Here is a 19308-nt window from a genome sequence, read left to right on the forward strand (position 1 = left end):
CTATTCCTCCTTCTGCCCTGTCAGGAAATAAATCGTGTCCAGTTGAACCGTTTCGGCGGCCCGTTTCACGTCCTCCGCCCCTGTAGCCTCAATCTGATTCATCAGTTCTTCGGCGCTCCGGTCCTTCCCGGACAACTGCCGGTTGAAGTCGTAGGAGATCATTTCAAAAGCGGAGTCCTGAAGCTCGGACAGCAGATTGCGGATCATCGCCTTCGTCTGACTTAGCTCCAGATCGCTGATCTGGCCGCCCTGAATATCCTCAAGCTGCTTGCGGATGATGTCGACCGCTTTGGCGTAATTCGGAATTTCGATGCCCGATTGAATCGTTGCGATGCCCTTATGTCCGTCATACCGGGAGGATGCATAATAAGCGAGGCTCTCTTTCTCCCGCACATTCACGAACAGCTTGGAATGCGGGTAGCCACCAAGAATCCCGTTGTACATCAGCATATGTGCGTAGCGGTCATCGCCGTACGTAATCGAGGTTCGCAGCCCCATATTGAGCTTGCCCTGTCCGACCTCCATCACTTCTTCGATGGTTTGCACCTCAGACACGTTCTTGGGTGTGAAGCGAGACTGAAAAGGGGCATCCTTGCGGCTGCCTAGTCCAAAATAGCGGGCCACCAGCTTCTCCACTTCTTCCGGCGTCGTGTCTCCGACCACATACAAATCAAGAATTGCACTGTTCAGCCAGGACTCATACGTCTTGTAGAGCGAATCCGGTGATATGGCGTCCAAATCTTTGCGCTGTCCAAGCGCATTAAGCCGGTACGGCTCATTCCGGCACATTTCCTCCAGACAGCGTTCGGCAGCGTAACGAATCTTATCGTTCACGATGGATTCGAGCTTCTTGCGGACGGTCTCGCGTTCGGTGTGCACATAGGAAGACCGGAAGCTTCCGTTCTCCAGAGCGGGCTTGGTCAGCACTTCACCCAGGAAAGCGAAGGATTGCTCCAGCAGATTCTCGGAAGAGGACACGAAGGAGTCGTTAATGGTGTCCATGCGGAACTGGATGATCTGATAATCTCCCCGTTTGTAGACATCAAATCCGAAGCCTGCTCCGTACAGCTCCTCAAGACGCTCCCGGAACCGGGTCGTCTCCGGATAACTGACCGTACCGCGGCGCAATACAAAGGGAACAAGAGCGGTAGAGGTTACCGTCTCCTCGGCAAGCGGAACGCCGGCATACAGTGAAATCGCATAAGTCTTAAACGTCTTGGTCGGCAGGACATGAATCCGGATGCCGCCTGCGTCGCTATGATGGAACACTTGATTGGTCAAGTCCAAAACTCCTTTTCGGCTTGAATGGGATGCCTATATTCCAAGTTTATGAAGTAGTATTCATTCTAAACCATTCCAAAGTAAGGAAGCAACCGGCGGAAATCGGCCGGTTGCTTCCTTGGTGCCGCTCAGTCCGTGGCGACCGGACGGGGCGGTTTAAACTTACATGCAGAAGATGTGCTGGCCGATCGTCTTCACCTGCGGCCGGGACCAGATCCATTTTGAAGTCGCGGTTTTAGGATTGAAATAATACAGGCAGCCACCTGAAGGGTCCCAGCCGTTCAGCGCCTGCTGGACAGCCTTACGGGCTGTCTCGTTAGGCTCCAGATAAATCTGGCCGTCGGCTACGGCTGTGAAGGCGCCTGGCTGAAAAATTACACCCGACGGCGTATTCGGGAAGCTCGGTGACTTGACGCGATTTAAAATGACCGCCGCCACCGCCACCTGGCCCTCAAAGGGCTCGCCGCGGGATTCCCCATATACGGCGTTCGCCATAATCTTCAGATCGTTCTCGGACAATCCCATGGAGTTGCCGGACGACAGCTCGGCTGTAGCGGTATTGGTATTGTTGTTGGAGGTATTGGTTTTGCCGGCCGTTGTTGTTCCCTCCGAAGGCTCGGTCGGACGCCATGCCTTGGTGGCGTTATAGAGCCTCAGCTTCGTCTTGGCGCCGACGACACCGTCTGCCACCATTCCGAATTTCCACTGGAACCATTTTACCGATTCCAGAGTGGAACTGCCGAAGTCACTGTCGATTTTACCGTTATAATAACCCAAATACTTGAGGCGTCCCTGCAGTTCATATACATCCTGCCCGGTCGCGCCGTATTTGAGCGGCACCGTACCGAATACGGGAATGGCCGATTCTTCTGTGGTTGCCGCTTCTGAAGAAGCATCTTTCCTCAGCTCTGAACCAACAGTGTTCCTGGGGGCCGAGAAGTGTTCCACCAGCGGCGCCGACGCCACGGTCAGGGCAAGTACGGCGATTATCCATAGCTTCTGATTCTTCATTGGGCTTCGCTCTACCTTTCTCTTGTAAGTTCTGCATGGATGGCTACCGTTATTATGACGACACAGCGGTCATCCTATGCACTCCCTCCAAGAGAGACGTGAAGAAGCCGAAGGAGCTGGGGTTATCCTAGGGTACAGCTTGAGAGCGAACGCTTAAGAGCGGGCGACAAAAAGGCGTCCTCTCTTAAGCAGAGAAAGAACGCCTGACTAATGCTTTGTTGAACCGCTTAGGAGCTAATCCGGTTCTGCTGATATTGCTCCAGCGATATCAGCACCTCGCGGGGCTTGCTTCCCTCATAAGGCCCGATTACCCCCCGTGCCTCCATGGAATCGATCAGCCTGGCAGCCCGTGTGTATCCGACGCGCATCCGGCGCTGCAGCAGGGAGACTGATGCCTGCTTGGCCTCCAGTACGATCTGTACCGCCTGATCGTACAATTCGTCCTGCGGCTCTTCAGCCTCCGAGGACGTATCATCAATCTCAGGTACGATCGACTCATCATATTCCGCCTCGCCCTGGCTGCTGACATAATGAACGATCGCCTCCACTTCCGCGTCGCTCATGAAGGCGCCTTGAACGCGAATCGGTTTGGAGGAGCCCATTGGCATAAAGAGCATATCGCCGCGGCCGAGCAGCTTCTCCGCACCCGCCATATCGAGAATCGTCCGGGAGTCCACCTGCGAGGACACACCGAAAGCGATGCGGGACGGGATATTTGCTTTGATAACACCGGTAATAACGTCTACTGACGGACGCTGGGTGGCGATTATCAGGTGAATGCCGGCCGCGCGCGCCATCTGGGCGAGTCGGCATATGGCGTCCTCGACATCACCGGCGGCAACCATCATCAGATCGGCCAACTCGTCCACTATAACGACGATGTAAGGCAGCACAGCGGCAGGATTATCCTTCATCAGCTGATTATAGCCTTCCACATTGCGCGTTCCCGATTTGGAGAACAGCTCGTACCGCTTCTCCATTTCGACCACGATCTTCTTAAGTGCGAGGCTTGCCCGTTTCGGATCGGTGACCACGGGAGCCATGAGGTGAGGGATGCCGTTATATACATTCAGCTCGACCATCTTGGGGTCAACCATCAGAAATTTGACTTCATCCGGCTTCGCCTTGTACAGAATGCTCGTAATGATTCCGTTGATGCAGACCGATTTGCCGGAGCCTGTAGCGCCCGCAACCAGAAGGTGGGGCATACGCGCCAGATTGCCGATAATGGTCTGGCCCGAAATATCGCGGCCGAAGGCGATCGTCAGCTTCGATTCCGCCTCCTGAAAAATCTGGGTCTCCATCACTTCTCGCATGGTGACCAGTGACACCTCCGGATTCGGCACCTCGATCCCGATCGCGGACTTGCCCGGGATTGGCGCTTCCATCCGGATGTCCTTCGCCGCAAGCGCCAGTGCGATGTCGTCCGTCAGATTGACGATCCGGCTGACCTTGACCCCGATATCAGGCTGGATTTCATAGCGGGTAACCGCCGGTCCCCGGACGACTTCCAGAACCTTGGCGCGTACATTAAAGCTCTCAAGCGTCGCCTCGAGCTTGCGGGCCGTCTGCATATAGTCGCTCTGATCGCTGCCTTTTCCGCCGTTGTTCGGCTTGGACAGCAGACGGAAAGGAGGCAGCTTGTATGGCTTAGGCTTCGGCTTCGGCACTGGATCAGGCCCTTCAGCTCCTGGCACTGGCTCTGCAATTCCGGACGCCGAGGCGGCATCCATTGTTCCGCCCGCTTCCGCTGCCAATGAGCCGGGCTCCTCAGGCGCGAGTCCAGGATCGCCGAAGTCATCCGGCATCTGCTCCACATTCGGCTCCGGATCGACGGTGCGAAGGCTGCCGCGGGCCGTAGGCGAGAATTCGCCCCATTCCTCCCGCTCTTCATCGCTCAGCCCTTCCGAACGGATATGCTCGAAGAAATCGCGGATAATCGGCGTGACCCCTTCCAGATCACCTTCCTCCGGAATGAAATCGTCGAAATCATCAAAGTCATCATTCGAAGGTTCCGTAAACCCTGACATGATCGGGATGACCTCAGTCGGCGGCGCAGGCTCATCCTCCAATTCCGGATCAAGCTCCACCCGCTCCCGGGATGATTTGCGCTGTATCAGCCTCTCGAAGAATTGAGGAGCCTTGCGGCTTGGCAGCGAAGACTCCTGCTCCTCTTCGTCTTCTTCTTCATGCTCCTCTTCGTCATCTTTCCGCGATCTGCCTCTGCTTCCTGATGTCCGGCTTGCTACAGGAACAGCCTTCGGCCGATTGGCCGCCCTTTTCTTCAATTCTCGAGCAAGCTTCACAAGCCGGACACGCAGCAAACCGAATAGCTCAATATAGGAGAGATTCGTCACCAGCATGAAGCTGATCGCCAGCATTACGATCATGATCAACTTCGCGCCAAGTGTACCGAACAGCAGCAGCAGCAGAGCGAATGACAGCCCGCCGGCATAACCGCCGCCGATATCTTTGCCCAGCATGTATACGCTGTCGCTTTCCCCGCCAGGCATCAGAGCCGCCGACAGATCCTTCTGGGTCTGGGAAATTACATTATTGGGATGCAGCATCGAAACGGGGCCAAGCTTCTGCTCCATTGTCGAAATGCTGCTCATTAGACATAGCGACACGACCAGGAGAAAAACTCCGGTATGGCGGCTCGTCCAGCTGGAAGGCCATTTGCGGAAGATCATGACGGACAATCCGTAATAAATGCCCATCAAGGGAAGCACAAAATAAAATCTGCCGAATAGATAGCCGGACAGATTAGAAAGGGATCTGCCTACAGCCGCCTCGCCGGACAGTGCGATCACCGAGAATGTAATCAGCAGAATGCCATAAATTTCGTATTTTAAGACGCTGCCGAGCAGCGCCTTCTTTTTTTTGCGTTTTTTCCGTTTTGCCACGCCAGCCACCCCCGGAACAACATTATACCATATAATGGCGTGGCGCACCTATGTTCTGTTTTTGTCTCAAATCACTGCGTTAAATTGATAATCGTCCCGGGCGCAAGTCCAGAATCCAGATAACGGTTCAGCGGACAATTCAGCAGCCGGACAATTTTGCCCCGGCCTTCATCAAGCGGTTCAACCTGCATCAGAATCCCCTGTATGAGGACCTCACGGCAAGAAGGCGGCGCTTGAATCGCCCCTTCCCAGACCTGCTCCGGCGGCATGATTGAATAGATTATCATTGCGTCAGCCCTCCGATTTCGGAAGGGGTCGACTTGAGGGCGATGAGTTCGTTCAATTTCGACATTGCGGTTCCGATGCCCCCGACTTCATCCATCAAGCCAAATGACACCGCATCCGTTCCGCCAACGGCGGTTCCGATATCGCGGTTCAGCTCACCCGTCTTGAACATCAAATCCTTGAACTGCTCCGGTGTAATGCGGGAATGGGAAGTAACGAACCGTACAACCCGTTCCTGCATCTTCTCCATATATTCGAAGGTCTGTGGGACTCCGATCACCAGTCCGTTCATCCGGATTGGATGAATTGTCATTGTCGCGCTCTCCGCTATGATGCAGTAGCTTGAAGAGACGGCGATGGGAACCCCGATGCTGTGACCTCCGCCCACCACCACGGTTACCGTAGGCTTCGATAACGAGGCGATCATTTCAGCAATCGCCAGCCCCGCCTCGACATCACCGCCAACGGTGTTCAGGATGATGAGGATGCCCTTGACGGTCTTGCTCTGCTCGGCAGCGACAAGCTGCGGGATGATATGCTCATATTTCGTCGTTTTGTTATGCGGCGGCATAACAATATGCCCTTCGATCTGGCCGATAATGGTGATGCAGTAGATCTCCGGCTCAACCGGGGGAACGGCCGTCTGTCCGAATTCCTTCATCATCCCTATCGCTCCGCTCGCCTGACCTCCGTCTCCTCCCGGATTGGCGGCTGGCGGCTGAGGTTCCGGTTCTGGCGTCTCATTCACATATACCGTCTCAATCGCTTGGTCATCTTTCATGCTCAGCTCTCCCTTTGTCTGCCAGGCCGGCTCGGGGCCGGTCCTTACGCATGGGTAATGGAATCTCCCGGTTAGTATGAGGTTCCACTCCCCGACTCTATACAAAGTCGAAGACACCAAAAAGCCTTTCCGCCACGGAAACCGTCCAATATTTCCAGGCGAAAAGGCTTATAGGATTGTCTTGTTTATTGGGCAATCAGACGCGATGATCTTACACTTCCATGATAATCGGCAGAATCATCGGTCTCCGGCGGGTCTGCTCATACAGGAAGCGGCCAAGCGAATCCTTGACGCTCGTCTTGAGCGAGGCCCACTCATTTACCTTCTCGCTCATCAGGCGTTGAAGGGTGCTGGATACGATGCGGTTCGCTTCATCGAGCAGCCCTTCCGACTCACGGACGTAGACAAATCCGCGGGAAATGATGTCTGGGCCGGAGACGATTGCTCCATTCTGCTTGCTCAGCGTAACTACAACGACCAGGATACCGTCCTGCGACAGCAGCTTGCGGTCGCGAAGCACAATATTGCCGACATCGCCGACGCCAAGACCGTCGATCAGCACATTGCCGGAAGTAACCTTACCGGCCTTGCGAGCCGATCCACCCTGAATCTCCACGACTTCACCGAGCTCTGTGATGAAGATATTGTCCGGATCCACGCCGACAGATTGAGCCAGCAGCGAATGTCTGCGCTGCATGCGGTATTCGCCGTGAATCGGGATGAAGAACTTCGGCTTCATCAGATTGAGCATCAGCTTAAGCTCTTCCTGGCTGCCGTGACCCGATACGTGCACGCCGGAGTTCGAGCCGCTGTAGATGACGTCGGCTCCGAGACGGAACAGCTCGTCGATTGTGCGGCCGATATACTTCTCATTACCCGGTACCGGGGTAGCTGCGATGATAACCGTATCGCCAGGCAAGATATCTACTTTGCGGTGGCTGGAGCGAGCCATGCGGGTAAGCGCAGACATCGGCTCTCCCTGGCTGCCTGTGCAGAGTACGACAACGCGGTTGGCAGCCATCCGGTTCATCTCTTCAGGCTCAACCAGCATGCCGTCCGGCATATGCAGATAACCGAGCTCGGAAGCGATGGACACGACGTTGACCATGCTGCGGCCGATAACGGTGATCTTGCGTCCGGTCTGCTCCGCTGCGTTGACAACCTGCTGAATGCGGTGAACGTTGGAGGCGAAGGTTGCCACAACTACGCGCTGCTCGGCTTTGCGGAAAATATCCTCCAGCACGACGCCGACGTTCTTCTCCGAAGGCGTGAAGCCCGGCTTCTCCGCGTTCGTACTGTCGGACATCAGCGCCAGAACGCCGCGCTGTCCGATTTCGGCCATGCGGTGCAGGTTCGCAAATTGACCATTGACTGGGGTATGGTCGAATTTGAAGTCGCCGGTATGGACCACATTGCCCTCCGGGGTCTCGATGCATACGCCAACGGAATCCGGAATACTGTGATTGGTGCGGAAGAATGTTACGACGAGCGTGCTTCCGAGCTTGACTTCCGAGTCTTCGTTGATCAGAATGCGCTTGGTCTCTCCAAGCAGATTGGCTTCTTTCAACTTGTTCTCTACAAGTCCGAGCGTCAGCTTCGTTCCGTATACCGGAACATTCAGATGCTTGAGAACATAAGGCAAGCCTCCGATGTGGTCTTCGTGGCCGTGTGTCAGCACAATGGCTCTTACCTTGTCACGATTCTCCGTCAAATAGGAAATATCCGGAATAACCATATCGATGCCGAGCATATCCTCTTCTGGGAACTTCAGTCCCGAATCCACGACGACTATGTCGTTACCGTATTGGACTACATACATGTTTTTTCCGATCTCACCGACTCCGCCCAAAGCGAATATCATCAGTTTATCGTTGTTGTTTTTTTTGGACAAATGAATCTAACCCTCCTAAATTAATGTTGGACGTCATATGTTATTTAAAACCAGACCTTCAATTGTACAGGCGCCTCGCGCAAGAAATAGCAGAATTATCCGCCAAAACGAACGTTATAAAGGCCTTGTGAATAACCTTAACGAGAGTCCTCCGCATACGAAGTACACTTCTGTGCAGGCGGACACCGTCTATCCGGGCAATGACACTCCACGTCCTGCTCTGTACAATTGTCAATTGTACAAATAAATGCCGGAAATGGTAAATTATGCCTACTCATCCGGACAGAGCTAGAGCGCTATCTTAATAACGGAAAAATTGCCGCATATTCAATTTTAACCGCACCCAATCACTTAAACCCATTATACATGATATTTTTGTCAAAAAACAAGTCACGGGAATCAGATAGAGATATTCTTCCCCGGGAAACGGACAAACTTGCGCTTCCCGCCTGAAATTATGAGGCAAAGCATAGAGTCCCTGGCTTCCTTTAAGTTCCCTGGCGTTTACCGGAAAATATGAGAAAAACCGGGCCCCCACGGGGACCCGGTTTATCAAATGGTACTATATTCGATTAGCTCAAAGGACAAGCTTCTTGATAAATTCGGCCTCCGACTCGTTCGGAGGAACCAGGGGGAGGCGGACGGAACCCACGCTGACTCCTTTAAGCTCCAGCGCATACTTGACTGCCGATGGATTCGGCAGCGGCTGCGGGCATTCGAACAGACCCTTAAAGACAGGGAACAGCGCCCGGTGCAGCCGGCCTGCTTCCTGAACATTGCCCTCCAGAAAGGACTGAATCATTTCGGACATGCGTCTGCCTTCGATATGGCTTGCCACGCTGATAATGCCGTGTCCCCCGACTGCCATCATCGGAAGCCCCGCGGAATCGTCACCTGAATAGACATGGAAGTCAGGTGGACAATCGGCGGCGATCAAGGCAACATGATCGACCGACGCACATTCTTTAGTCGCTACAATATTGGGAATGTGCGACAGACGTAGCGTCGTCTCTGCGCTCATGCAGATGCCCGTCCGGCTAGGAACGTTGTAGAGAATGAGCGGAAGCTTCGTCTCGCCGGCAATCGCCGAGAAATGGCGGTACAGGCCCTCCTGGTTCGGTTTGTTGTAATAAGGCACGACCAGCAGCGCGCCATCCACACCAATGGCTTCCGCTTCCCTCGTAAGCTCGATCGTATGCTTGGTGCTGTTGGAGCCGGTACCCGCGATCACCTTGCAGCGCCCTGCCGCTTTGTCCAGGACAAAGGAAAACATCTGCAGCTTCTCTTTATCGCTCAGCGTAGGCGACTCACCGGTTGTTCCGCAGACAACGAGCGCCTCCGACTTCTGCTCTTCTATCAGGTAATCGACGAGAGCGGCTGTACCCTCCCAGTCGATTTCCCCCTCCTTGTCGAAAGGAGTGACCATTGCTGTAATAAGTCTTCCAAAATCCACTCTGAATTCCTCCTGTTAACGGTGTAATTCAAACTTGGAATGCAGCGCGCGCAGGCTTTGCACCATATCTTCCTTCTTGACCAGAACCCAGATTGTCGTGTTGGAGTCGGCTGATTGCAGGATTTGGATGTTATGGGCGCTAAGCGCCTCTACGATTCGGGCCATAATGCCGGGAACACCATTGATGCCGCCCCCGATCACGGATACTTTGACGCATCCGGACAGGCTTTTGGGCCGGAGTCCGATTTCCTGGAGCGCAGCGATTGCTTTCTCCGAGTTCGAATCGAATACGGTATAGACGGCGCTTGTCGGCGTTACATTAATAAAGTCCACGCTGATGCCGTCATCCGCCATGCTCTTGAAGATTTGAAGCTGAACTCCTGTGCCGTTGCCCTCCGGACAATCGACCGAGATCTGTGTAATGTTGCTGACATAGGCGATCCCGGTAACATAGCGGTCTACAATGCCGGTTGAGATATCCTGAAACCCTTCCGGATGTGTGACCAGCGTTCCCTCGCCGTCCGAGAACGTGGAGCGCACGCGGACCGGAATCTGCGCCTGCATGGCAATCTCCACGGCGCGCGGATGAATAACCTTGGCGCCCTGATAAGCCATGTTGCAGATTTCGGTGTAGCTCACATAGGTCAGCGGCTTCGCGTCTTCCACGATGCGGGGATCGGCGGTTAGAATGCCGTTGACATCGGTGTAAATGTCGACCATATCCGCCCGGAGAGCGGCGCCGAGCGCCGTAGCGGATGTATCGCTCCCGCCACGGCCAAGGGTCGTAAAGTCGCCTTCTTCCGTCTGTCCCTGAAAGCCGGTGACGATGACGACCTTCTGGCTGCGAAGCTCCCGCTGAATCCGTTCGGGCCGCACATCGAGAATCCGGGCATTGCCGTAGCTGTTATCCGTAAGAAACCCTGCCTGGGCGCCGGTGAGCACCGTGGCAGGGATGCCTTCGCTTACAAGAAGACTGCACAGCGTCGTTGCCGATATGATTTCACCGCAGCACAGCAGTAAATCCTTTTCACGGTCGGGTAGGGCGTCTCCGTTCTGAACGACCCAGTCGAGGAGCGTGTCCGTCGCATACGGCTCACCCCGGCGGCCCATGGCGGATACAACAATAACGAGGCTATAACCGTGTTCCAGTTCCCGTTTCACATGCCGGATGACATGCTCTCTCGCCTGAGGGGTGGACAGCGAGGTGCCGCCGAATTTTTGCACTAAAATACCCATGAATAATTCCTCCAGTTAGTAAACAACAAGCTGCAACCATTTCTCGTTCGCGGGTCGATAGTCAGCTGCTTAATTATGCGTCCCCCGGCCCGCCGCTGCATAACATGCAGGGAATGCGAGAAATGGGTGACCGTCCCCCGCGAGGAGGACGGCTGGGATCTGCGGCTGCGGGAGGCAGCCTCACAGACAAATCAATTATGCTGAATGAAACCGTTCGATGATCATCGGCTGCAGCTGGGAGCCTTGAAGCGCCGCGTAGCAGGCTTCGGGAATCAGCTCCATCTTCGCTACCAATGAATTCGGCTTCGCTTGCGGGTTATCCTGTCCGAACGGAACGAAATAGATATTCTTCGTTACCAGAAGCTTCGCAATATTGGCTGCGTTCAAACCGAGTCCGTCGTTGGTCGAGATGGCTAGAACAAGCGGACGTCCGTTGCGCATTTGGCATTTGGCCGCCATCAGGACAGGTCCGTCGGTCATGGCATTGGCCAGCTTGCTAGTGGTATTTCCTGTGCAGGGTGCGATAGTCAGCACATCCAGCAGCTTGGATGGACCCAGCGGTTCCGCTTCAACAATTGTAGAAATGATATCATTCCCCGTTATATCTTTCAACTGTTTTAGCCAATTTTCCGATGTGCCGAACCGGGTGTCCGTTGACAATACGGAAGCCGAGACAATCGGAATGACATTGGCTCCCTCCTCGACAAAACGCTTGATCTGGGGCATGACCTCCGAAAAGGTGCAGTGCGAACCGGTGATCGCGTAGCCTACCGTCTTGCCTTGCCAGTTCATCCTTTATCCCCCTTTGTCAAAGACCTTTCCGATATGGACGACAGCAGCGCGCCCGCCATGATCATGCCTGCGCTCTTGGGCGCGACGATACCGGGAAGGCCCGGAGCGAGAAGGGCCGTTATTCCCCGTTTCTCCGCGTAACGAAAATCCACCCCGCCCGGTGCCGATGCCAGATCGATGATGCAGGCATGCCGCGGCAGGCGGGACAGAACTCTTGCCGTCAATATCAGATCGGGCACGGTATTGAACACATAATCCGCATCATCGACATGTTCAGACAGTCGATCTGTCATGAACGGCTTCCAGCCCATCACCTCGGCCCGTGCATAATGCTCCTGCTTCCGCACGCCAACCGATACCCTTGCCCCGAGCCCCTGCAGAGTCTTCGCCATGGTAAACCCGGTTCTCCCGAGTCCAAGCACGAGCGCGTGCGAACCGTGAATGGTGAAATCCGTATTCTGTATCGCCATTACGAGTGCGCCCTCGGCGGTCGGTATCGAATTGTAGATCGCGACATCATCGCGGTTCAGAAGCTCGACAAGATCCAGACCGGCTTCTGCGCACAGCGATTTCAGATACGATTTCGCCATCCCGGTATAGACCGTACAGTGTCCGGGCAGCGCCCGCATAAGCTCCGCATCCAGGCGCAGCGGCCCGTTCGTGTACTTGGAGCTGATGCTGCCTTCGTCATCACAGCCGACCGTTGGCAGCACCAGCACATCCGCCTGAGCGAGAAGATTACCGGACAATTCCTCCAGTTCCACCCCTTCACAGGGATACTCCCACATATCAAACCCGGCAGCGCTAACTGCCGCATCCATCTCTACACACTTCCGCATCACTTCGATTTGTCTTGCGTCTCCGCCCAGGAATACGATCCTGACGCCAGTCAGCATAAGGATGACGCTCCTTTCACCATTGCTACTTCAACCATGAAGCATCATATGCATCCGCCCGAATTTAGGTGAATGACTCAAGCGGAGCCGCATTGTCCCGTCCGCCCAACCCGTTCATGCAGACTGGAGCAGGAGTTCCAGGTTCGGCCGGCATGACCGATATCCGGGCACAAAAAAACGAGCACCACAGAGGCGCCCGCATCTTATTTTCATTCTAACCTTTCTGAGCCAGCCACCGGCATCTCCTTCTCGCTGTCCCATCGCCAGGCTGCCTGATGTCCTTCAATATGAATCCCGCCGTACCATTCATCTATTCCCTGCTTCTTCACCCGGTCAGCCCTGTTGTCCAGAACACGCTCACCCAGCTCCGTCAAGATCACCTGCCAGCCCGTAAATCCGGTAAGCTTCGCTGGCCCGCCGGCCTCTCCAGCTTCAACTTCGGATTCCGTTCCGCCGATGACCAGAAGGGCATGAGGTTCCTTAGCCAGCCCTGACAGTACATGCCAGTACTCCAAGTCTCCCATTCCCAGAATGCTCAGCCTGTCCGTTACCCGCCTAAACAAATCAAGCGGTGTACTGGCTCCCTGCCGGAGCGCACGCAATGTCTCCAGCTCTGCAATGCCCAGGCCATTTTTCAGGGATGGAAGCCTGGACAGATGAGCCTTGAATGCAGCATAAGCAAATGGAAGCCCAGCTTCCCGCAGCTCCTCCCGGTTATGTTCAAGCAAACGGGCCAAATCAATTGGATTAGCGGAGGTGTACGCCTCCCACAAACGGCTTCCAAGCCTAAGCTCGCGTACTCCAATGGGCCGCCAAGTCCGGTCCAGGCTCATCAGTTGGCTTACCGTCAGCTGACCCAACCCATGAAAAGGCTCGATCCCCGGATACTCGCCGATGCTGAGCAAGTGAAGACGCGTCTCCCCCAGATTGCGGCGGCTAAACCAGTGCAAAAGGTAAGACAGCATACTCTGGTCGAACAAATCATGCTCAAACCAAAGCACGATGTCTGAATACCGGTGGAACTCTTCAAGCCTGCTCTCCTGCTCGGCGCAGTTCGACTTGAACGTTTCCGCCGGAATTCCGATTGTCTTCTCCAGCACATGAGCACGAAGCTCCAATGCTTCTGGCACCGAAAGATCCGAAGCGAGCGGTCCGGCCGAATAGATTTCTCTCCAGGCCAGCACCTTTCCTTCAATACCGCCTTCGAGCAGCTTGTCCGAGACAGCATCTCCGTTGACAATATGCAGCATGGGAAAGCCTCCTTTTTTGTTCATTGGTTATTGACCGCCAGCAAAAAAACGGCTGCACCTTCCTTCCCAGGATGTACAGCCGCTTGGTGGTTATAGATACTGTATCTTATTTCCCCGTGTGGCCAAAGCCGCCTGCGCCCCGTTCGGTTTCGTCCAGCGTCTCCACATTGACGACTGTAACGGCGGGAACGGTCTGGAATACCATCTGGGCGATGCGTTCGTTCCGCACAATAGTGAACGACTCCTGACCCAGATTGATCAGCAGCACCTTGATTTCTCCCCGATAATCGGCGTCAATCGTGCCAGGCGAGTTCAGGCAGGTTATGCCATGCTTCAGGGCCAGCCCGCTGCGTGGGCGAATCTGCGCTTCCAGCCCGTCCGGCATCGCGATTGCGATGCCCGTCGGCACGAGCGCCCGCTGGCCGGGGGCCAGGGTAAGCTCGCCGGATACGGCGGCGAAGAGGTCATAGCCGGACGCCTGCTCCGACATTTTGCGCGGAAGATTCACATCTTCATTCCCGGGAAGCTTGAGCATTTGCACGTAAATGGACAAGATCATCTCTCCTCATTGTAGCAATTACTTTATCCGAAGTGCCGACCATTGCCGCAGACAGAGGCTGCGCGAACATCCGGTCCAGCACCTGATTGATTTCGTTCATGGTCACGTTCTGGATTTTGGCAATGACATCGTCAAGCGACTCATGGCGACCGAGCATCAGCTCGTTCTTGCCCATCCGGTTCATCCGGCTGCTGGTGCTCTCTAGACTCAGAATCAGGCTCCCCTTAAGCTGCTCCTTGCCCTTCCGGACTTCTTCTTCATCCAAGCCCTTGACCGCGAGCTCCGCCAGCATCTCCTTCGTCAGCTCCATGACATCCTTCGTCTGCTTCGGCGCCGTTCCGGCATAGACCGTGAAGAGACCGCTGTCGGCCTGGGCGCTGTGATAAGAGTACACGGAATAAGCGAGCCCTCGCTTCTCACGAATTTCCTGGAACAAGCGGGAACTCATCCCGCCGCCGATCGCGTTATTGATCAGCACCATCGCATATTGCAGCGGGTCTTCAATGGAGCAGCCCGGAAGGGACAGGCAAATATGATTCTGTTCGGTCTTCTTCCGGCGGAAGAGCAAATCGCCATGAAACTCGGGCGGTGTCGTCGGAGCGGCAATCCCGCGATTGTCGAATGAGCCGAAATATTGCTCCAGCAGCTCTAAGGCGCTGTCGTCAAAGTTGCCTACCAGACTGATCACCGTGTTGTCAACGGTATACTGAGCCTTCATGTAAGCCCGAAGATCATCCGGCGTCATTGTTTCGAGCCTTTCCTTCAGTCCCAGAATGGAAAAGGCAAGCGGGTGGCTGCCGTACGCGGCCGTCGACATGAGATCATGCACCAGATCGTCCGGAGTATCCTCATACATCGAGATTTCCTCCAGGATGACGTTCTTCTCCTTCGCCAGTTCCCCGGCGTCCAGCTTGGAACGGAAGAACATATCTGCCAGAACATCGACCGCAATCGGAAGATGCTCATCCAGCACTTTGGCGTAGTAGCACGTATATTCCTTTGACGTAAAAGCATTCACATTGCCGCCTATGGCGTCGAACCGTTCCGCAATCTGCTTGGCGTCAAAGCGGTCGGTTCCTTTGAACAGCATATGTTCGATGAAATGGGAAATTCCGTTGTTGTCAGGCGTTTCGTTTCTGGAGCCTGTCTTGACCCAAATCCCGAACGAAACGGAGCGCCCCGTCGCGATCTTCTCCATGACAACACGGAGCCCGTTTGATAATACCTTTTTTTCCACGTAAAAGATCCTCCTGGCCCATGGCTTCCCTTGCATGCAAGAATGTACGCCTGATGATATCATCCAAGGCGCCGTGCGTTTCCCGAGAATGATAAGCTGAGATAAGCGCAAAGCTTATAAAATCTTATGTCGAGCATTTTGCATAATTCCATGAAGCGATTTCAATCCGCATTCAAGCGTTCAGATCCGAATGATGCAAAATGCTGATAAAACTCGGGTGACTTATATCCTACCAGAAACATCCGTTTCACTCAACGCTTTCAGGCAAAACGCGCTCGGACGACAGCGTCTCGCTGACCGTGCCAAGCGTCAGTCCCTTCGCCCGGATACCGCGGATCATGCCACGCAGCGCCTTGGAAGAAGCGTTCGTCGGATGCATCAGCACAAGCGTACCGGGCTCCGCCTTGGTTGTGATCTTGGTGATCACCGAGTCGGGTGAAGGGTTACGCCAGTCCACTGTATCCAGAGTCCAGAGTACGGTCTTGAGTCCGAGCTCATGGGCAATTTCCACCGTCTCCTGATCAAAATCTCCGGATGGCGGCGCGAACCAGCGGTTCTCTACGTCAAGGCTCGATTTCAGCAGCGACTTTGTCTTCTCGATCTCCATGGTGGCTCTTGCCCGGCTAAGCGTGCTCATGTTCGGATGCGTGTATGCATGATTCTCGATCTCATGTCCCCGCTTCTTGATCTCAAGAGCCAGCTCGCGATTCTTGCTAAGCCAACTGCCATCCAGAAAGAAGGTGGCCTTCACCTTCTCCTGGTCCAAAATATCGAGCATCGGAATCAGGTATTCGTTCCCCCAGGCGACATTAATCATAAAAGCAACCATCGGCTTCGCCGGGTTGCCCCGGTAAATGGGCTGCACCCCCAGCTCATCCAGGGTGACAGAAGGAGGTGTCTGCTTGTATACATACGGAATCGGAGAACCTGCCGGCAGAAGCAGCGCTTTCCGGTAAGTTCCCTCAACATCCACCTCCAGCCCGTTGTAGCCCGGAATCGCCTTCCAGATCCGGTCCACCTTGGCGTCTACCGGCGCCTCCTTGAGCTGGGCCGCCCGGGCTTCGATACGGCTGCGCAGCTCGTCCCCCTTATCCGCAAACATTGCGGGCAGCGCAGAGTCTTCGCCGCGCATCCGCTGCTGCGCCAGCATATCCTTAATCGGTCCTGACGTGGTGCCAAGACCGATGATCACAGCCATACAGGCCAGCGCGACCGCAGCCTTCTCCAGTTTCATAGCCGGCTTCCTCCCACGGCTGCGAGGCGGTACCTTCAAAACAGCCAGCCGTCTGCCGCAGCCTTTTTTGTCAGCCTATGAGACAGGTTCAGCCAATATGACAAGCATGGGAAAAGAAAGCCATCTAAGCGAATACGGCAGCATATATCCAGACGTAAAAATAACTCCACGTCGTGGAGTTACGGCATCTGCGGATTTACCGCGCCTGAAAAAAGAGCCAGAATGCTTGATCCTGTCTCTTTTCTTGTACGGTCGATTTCGGGTGCCCGAAATCAAAGTCACCGTTGGCTGCTGCTGCTGTTAAGCATTGGTCTCGGCGGTAAGCACCGCTTTGCGGGACAGGTTGACACGTCCCTGCTGGTCGATCTCGGTAACCTTGACGGTAATCGTATCACCAATCGCGACAACATCCTCAACCTTGCCGACGCGCTCTGTGGAGAGCTGGGAGATGTGCACAAGCCCGTCTTTGCCCGGCAGAATTTCCACAAATGCGCCGAACTTCTCGATCCGTTTTACCGTACCGACATAGATTTCGCCTACGACAACTTCGCGAACGATGCCTTCGATAATGGAACGGGCTTTCTGGTTCATTTCATCATTCGAAGAGGCGATAAATACGCGGCCGTCCTGCTCGATGTCGATCTTCACGCCGGTTTCTTCAATGATCTTGTTGATGATCTTGCCGCCAGCTCCGATAACGTCGCGAATTTTATCCGGATTGATCTGCATAATGATGATTTTAGGCGCATATTGGGAGAGGCTCTCTCTCGGTTTCGAGATGGCTTCCATCATTTTGCTCAGGATAAACATCCGGCCTTCCTTGGCCTGCTCCAGCGCTTCCTGAAGAATCTTCCGGTCGATGCCGTCGATCTTGATATCCATCTGGATCGCCGTTACGCCTTCAGCGGTTCCCGCAACCTTGAAGTCCATATCGCCGAGATGGTCTTCCATGCCTTGAATATCGGTCAGAATGGAGACATGCTCTCCGTCCTTGATCAGACCCATAGCTACACCGGCAACCGGCGCCTTGATTGGCACGCCCGCATCCATCATCGCCAGGGTGCTGGCGCAGATGCTCGCCTGAGAGGTCGAACCGTTCGATTCCAGCACTTCGGATACAAGACGGATCGTGTACGGGAATTCCGTTTCATTCGGAATAACCTTGGACAGTGCGCGCTCGCCGAGCGCTCCATGACCGATTTCACGGCGTCCCGGTGCTCTGAGCGGACGGGCTTCGCCTACGCTAAACGGCGGGAAATTGTAATGGTGCATGAACCGCTTCGTTTCCGTCAGATCGATGCCGTCCAGAATCTGCACATCCCCGAGGGCGCCGAGCGTACATATGCTAAGTGCCTGGGTTTGACCGCGTGTGAACAGACCCGAACCGTGCGTACGTGGCAGCAGTGCGGTGTCGCACTCGATCGGGCGGATTTCGTTCAGCTTACGACCGTCCGGACGAACCTTCTCATGCGTGATGAGGCGTCTGACTTCCTCTTTGACGATGTCGTGAAGCACTTCCTTCACATCGGCAATAAGCTCAGGCGTCTCGATGTATTTCTCCGTGAAGACTTCCACGGTTTCATTGCTAATGGCATCGATGGCATCCTGACGGGCATGCTTCTCGGCGATTTTAACCGCTTCGACAAGCCGTTCCTGCGCAAAGGCGCGAACTTCGGCATTCACGTCAGCATTGACGGCATGCAGTTTGACCGCCATTTTTTCCTTACCGGCTAATTCCACCAGCTCTTCAATCTTCGCGACAATACTGCGGATTTCTTCATGACCAAACATAATTGCTTCGAGCATGATTTCTTCCGGCACTTCATTCGCTTCCGCTTCCACCATCATGATGGCGTCTTTGGTTCCCGCCACGACGAGATAGATGTCGCTTTCTTCCTGTTGGGCAATCGTCGGATTAACAACGAACTGGCCGCCGGTGCGACCTACAACAACGCCGCCGATTGGACCGCTGAATGGCACATCCGAAATGCTTAGCGCAGCCGAAGTTCCGATCATGGCTGCAATTTCAGGCGTGCAGTCCTGGTCCACACTCATCACAAGGTTCAGCACCTGTACGTCGTTGCGGAAGCCTTCCGGGAACAACGGGCGAATCGGACGGTCGGTCAGCCGGCTGGACAGAATCGCCTTCTCGCTAGGTCTTCCTTCGCGCTTGATGAAGCCGCCGGGAATTTTACCTACCGCATAAAGACGCTCTTCATAGTTGACGGTCAGCGGGAAGAAATCGAGATCCTTCGGCTCACTGGAAGCTGTTACCGTACATAGCACCGAGGTATCGCCATAGCGGACCATAACCGCAGCGTTGGCCTGCTTGGCAAGCCGCCCCGTCTCCAGAACAAGGGTTCTGCCTCCGAGCTGCATTTCTACTTGTTTTTGCATAAAGTCCCTCCTTGGATGTTCAAGATCGTGTTATCTTAGGATAGGGCTGTTCGTCCTCTCCCTATTCATTGAAGCAGCGGCTTGGCCTTGCGTTATAAC

Annotated in this window: 15 protein-coding genes; all 15 read right to left on the minus strand. The window is 54.7% G+C overall.

Translation table 11 applies throughout. The features are described from left to right. On the minus strand, positions 1-1281 hold the full coding sequence (yfmF, locus tag KIH86_RS17015; RefSeq protein WP_223087242.1) for an EF-P 5-aminopentanol modification-associated protein YfmF: 1281 nt from the start codon (positions 1279-1281) through the stop codon (positions 1-3). 162 nt (positions 1282-1443) lie between these two features. Then, complete coding sequence (sleB, locus tag KIH86_RS17020) at positions 1444-2292, minus strand: spore cortex-lytic enzyme (RefSeq protein ID WP_223087239.1); 849 nt, start codon at positions 2290-2292, stop codon at positions 1444-1446. 227 nt (positions 2293-2519) lie between these two features. Then, the gene (locus KIH86_RS17025; RefSeq protein ID WP_235775451.1) at positions 2520-5198 is read right to left on the minus strand and encodes an FtsK/SpoIIIE family DNA translocase; all 2679 of its coding nucleotides are present in this window, start codon (positions 5196-5198) and stop codon (positions 2520-2522) included. 71 nt (positions 5199-5269) lie between these two features. Beyond that, positions 5270-5485: a YlzJ-like family protein gene (locus KIH86_RS17030; protein ID WP_223087237.1), complete on the minus strand. Its 216-nt coding sequence runs from the start codon at positions 5483-5485 to the stop codon at positions 5270-5272. After that, entirely contained in the window at positions 5482-6264 is a 783-nt protein-coding gene (locus KIH86_RS17035) for a ClpP family protease (RefSeq protein ID WP_316503347.1), read from the minus strand. Before KIH86_RS17035 ends, KIH86_RS17030 begins: the two co-directional genes overlap by 4 nt. Positions 6265-6475: 211 nt before the next feature. Then, positions 6476-8155, minus strand: coding sequence for a ribonuclease J (locus tag KIH86_RS17040; RefSeq protein ID WP_223087235.1), 1680 nt, complete (start codon positions 8153-8155; stop codon positions 6476-6478). 577 nt (positions 8156-8732) lie between these two features. After that, on the minus strand, positions 8733-9608 hold the full coding sequence (gene dapA, locus KIH86_RS17045; protein WP_223087232.1) for a 4-hydroxy-tetrahydrodipicolinate synthase: 876 nt from the start codon (positions 9606-9608) through the stop codon (positions 8733-8735). Between the two features lie 15 nt (positions 9609-9623). Beyond that, a complete protein-coding gene (gene dapG, locus KIH86_RS17050; protein WP_223087230.1) occupies positions 9624-10844 on the minus strand; it encodes an aspartate kinase in 1221 nt (406 codons plus the stop codon). A gap of 195 nt (positions 10845-11039) precedes the next feature. Next, positions 11040-11636, minus strand: coding sequence for a dipicolinate synthase subunit B (locus KIH86_RS17055; protein WP_223087227.1), 597 nt, complete (start codon positions 11634-11636; stop codon positions 11040-11042). Next, complete coding sequence (gene dpsA / locus KIH86_RS17060) at positions 11633-12532, minus strand: dipicolinate synthase subunit DpsA (RefSeq protein WP_223087224.1); 900 nt, start codon at positions 12530-12532, stop codon at positions 11633-11635. Before dpsA ends, KIH86_RS17055 begins: the two co-directional genes overlap by 4 nt. A gap of 209 nt (positions 12533-12741) precedes the next feature. After that, complete coding sequence (locus KIH86_RS17065) at positions 12742-13782, minus strand: DUF1835 domain-containing protein (protein WP_223087222.1); 1041 nt, start codon at positions 13780-13782, stop codon at positions 12742-12744. Positions 13783-13888: 106 nt separating this feature from the next. Then, positions 13889-14341: a dUTP diphosphatase gene (dut, locus tag KIH86_RS17070; RefSeq protein ID WP_407672298.1), complete on the minus strand. Its 453-nt coding sequence runs from the start codon at positions 14339-14341 to the stop codon at positions 13889-13891. Next, positions 14295-15578 carry a M16 family metallopeptidase gene (locus KIH86_RS17075; protein WP_223087218.1) on the minus strand — a complete coding sequence of 428 codons (1284 nt, stop codon included), beginning with the start codon at positions 15576-15578 and terminating at the stop codon, positions 14295-14297. The genes dut and KIH86_RS17075 overlap by 47 nt, the downstream gene beginning before the upstream one ends. Positions 15579-15825: 247 nt before the next feature. Beyond that, the gene (locus KIH86_RS17080; protein WP_223087214.1) at positions 15826-16812 is read right to left on the minus strand and encodes a polysaccharide deacetylase family protein; all 987 of its coding nucleotides are present in this window, start codon (positions 16810-16812) and stop codon (positions 15826-15828) included. Positions 16813-17112: 300 nt separating this feature from the next. After that, complete coding sequence (gene pnp / locus KIH86_RS17085; RefSeq protein ID WP_223087212.1) at positions 17113-19209, minus strand: polyribonucleotide nucleotidyltransferase; 2097 nt, start codon at positions 19207-19209, stop codon at positions 17113-17115. Between the last annotated feature and the right edge of the window lie 99 nt (positions 19210-19308).

This window comes from Paenibacillus sinensis (assembly GCF_019904155.1).
GTDB lineage: Bacteria > Bacillota > Bacilli > Paenibacillales > Paenibacillaceae > Paenibacillus_AQ > Paenibacillus_AQ sinensis.

What these genes read in the sequence shown, in the direction of transcription:
- sleB (WP_223087239.1), bottom strand. Translation starts at nt 2,292, where the DNA reads ATGAAGAATCAGAAGCTATGGATAATCGCCGTACTTGCCCTGACCGTG.
- KIH86_RS17030 (WP_223087237.1), bottom strand. Translation starts at nt 5,485, where the DNA reads ATGATAATCTATTCAATCATGCCGCCGGAGCAGGTCTGGGAAGGGGCG.
- KIH86_RS17035 (WP_316503347.1), bottom strand. Translation starts at nt 6,264, where the DNA reads ATGAAAGATGACCAAGCGATTGAGACGGTATATGTGAATGAGACGCCA.
- dapG (WP_223087230.1), bottom strand. Translation starts at nt 10,844, where the DNA reads ATGGGTATTTTAGTGCAAAAATTCGGCGGCACCTCGCTGTCCACCCCT.
- KIH86_RS17055 (WP_223087227.1), bottom strand. Translation starts at nt 11,636, where the DNA reads ATGAACTGGCAAGGCAAGACGGTAGGCTACGCGATCACCGGTTCGCAC.
- dpsA (WP_223087224.1), bottom strand. Translation starts at nt 12,532, where the DNA reads ATGCTGACTGGCGTCAGGATCGTATTCCTGGGCGGAGACGCAAGACAA.
- KIH86_RS17065 (WP_223087222.1), bottom strand. Translation starts at nt 13,782, where the DNA reads ATGCTGCATATTGTCAACGGAGATGCTGTCTCGGACAAGCTGCTCGAA.
- dut (WP_407672298.1), bottom strand. Translation starts at nt 14,341, where the DNA reads ATGATCTTGTCCATTTACGTGCAAATGCTCAAGCTTCCCGGGAATGAA.
- KIH86_RS17080 (WP_223087214.1), bottom strand. Translation starts at nt 16,812, where the DNA reads ATGAAACTGGAGAAGGCTGCGGTCGCGCTGGCCTGTATGGCTGTGATC.
- pnp (WP_223087212.1), bottom strand. Translation starts at nt 19,209, where the DNA reads ATGCAAAAACAAGTAGAAATGCAGCTCGGAGGCAGAACCCTTGTTCTG.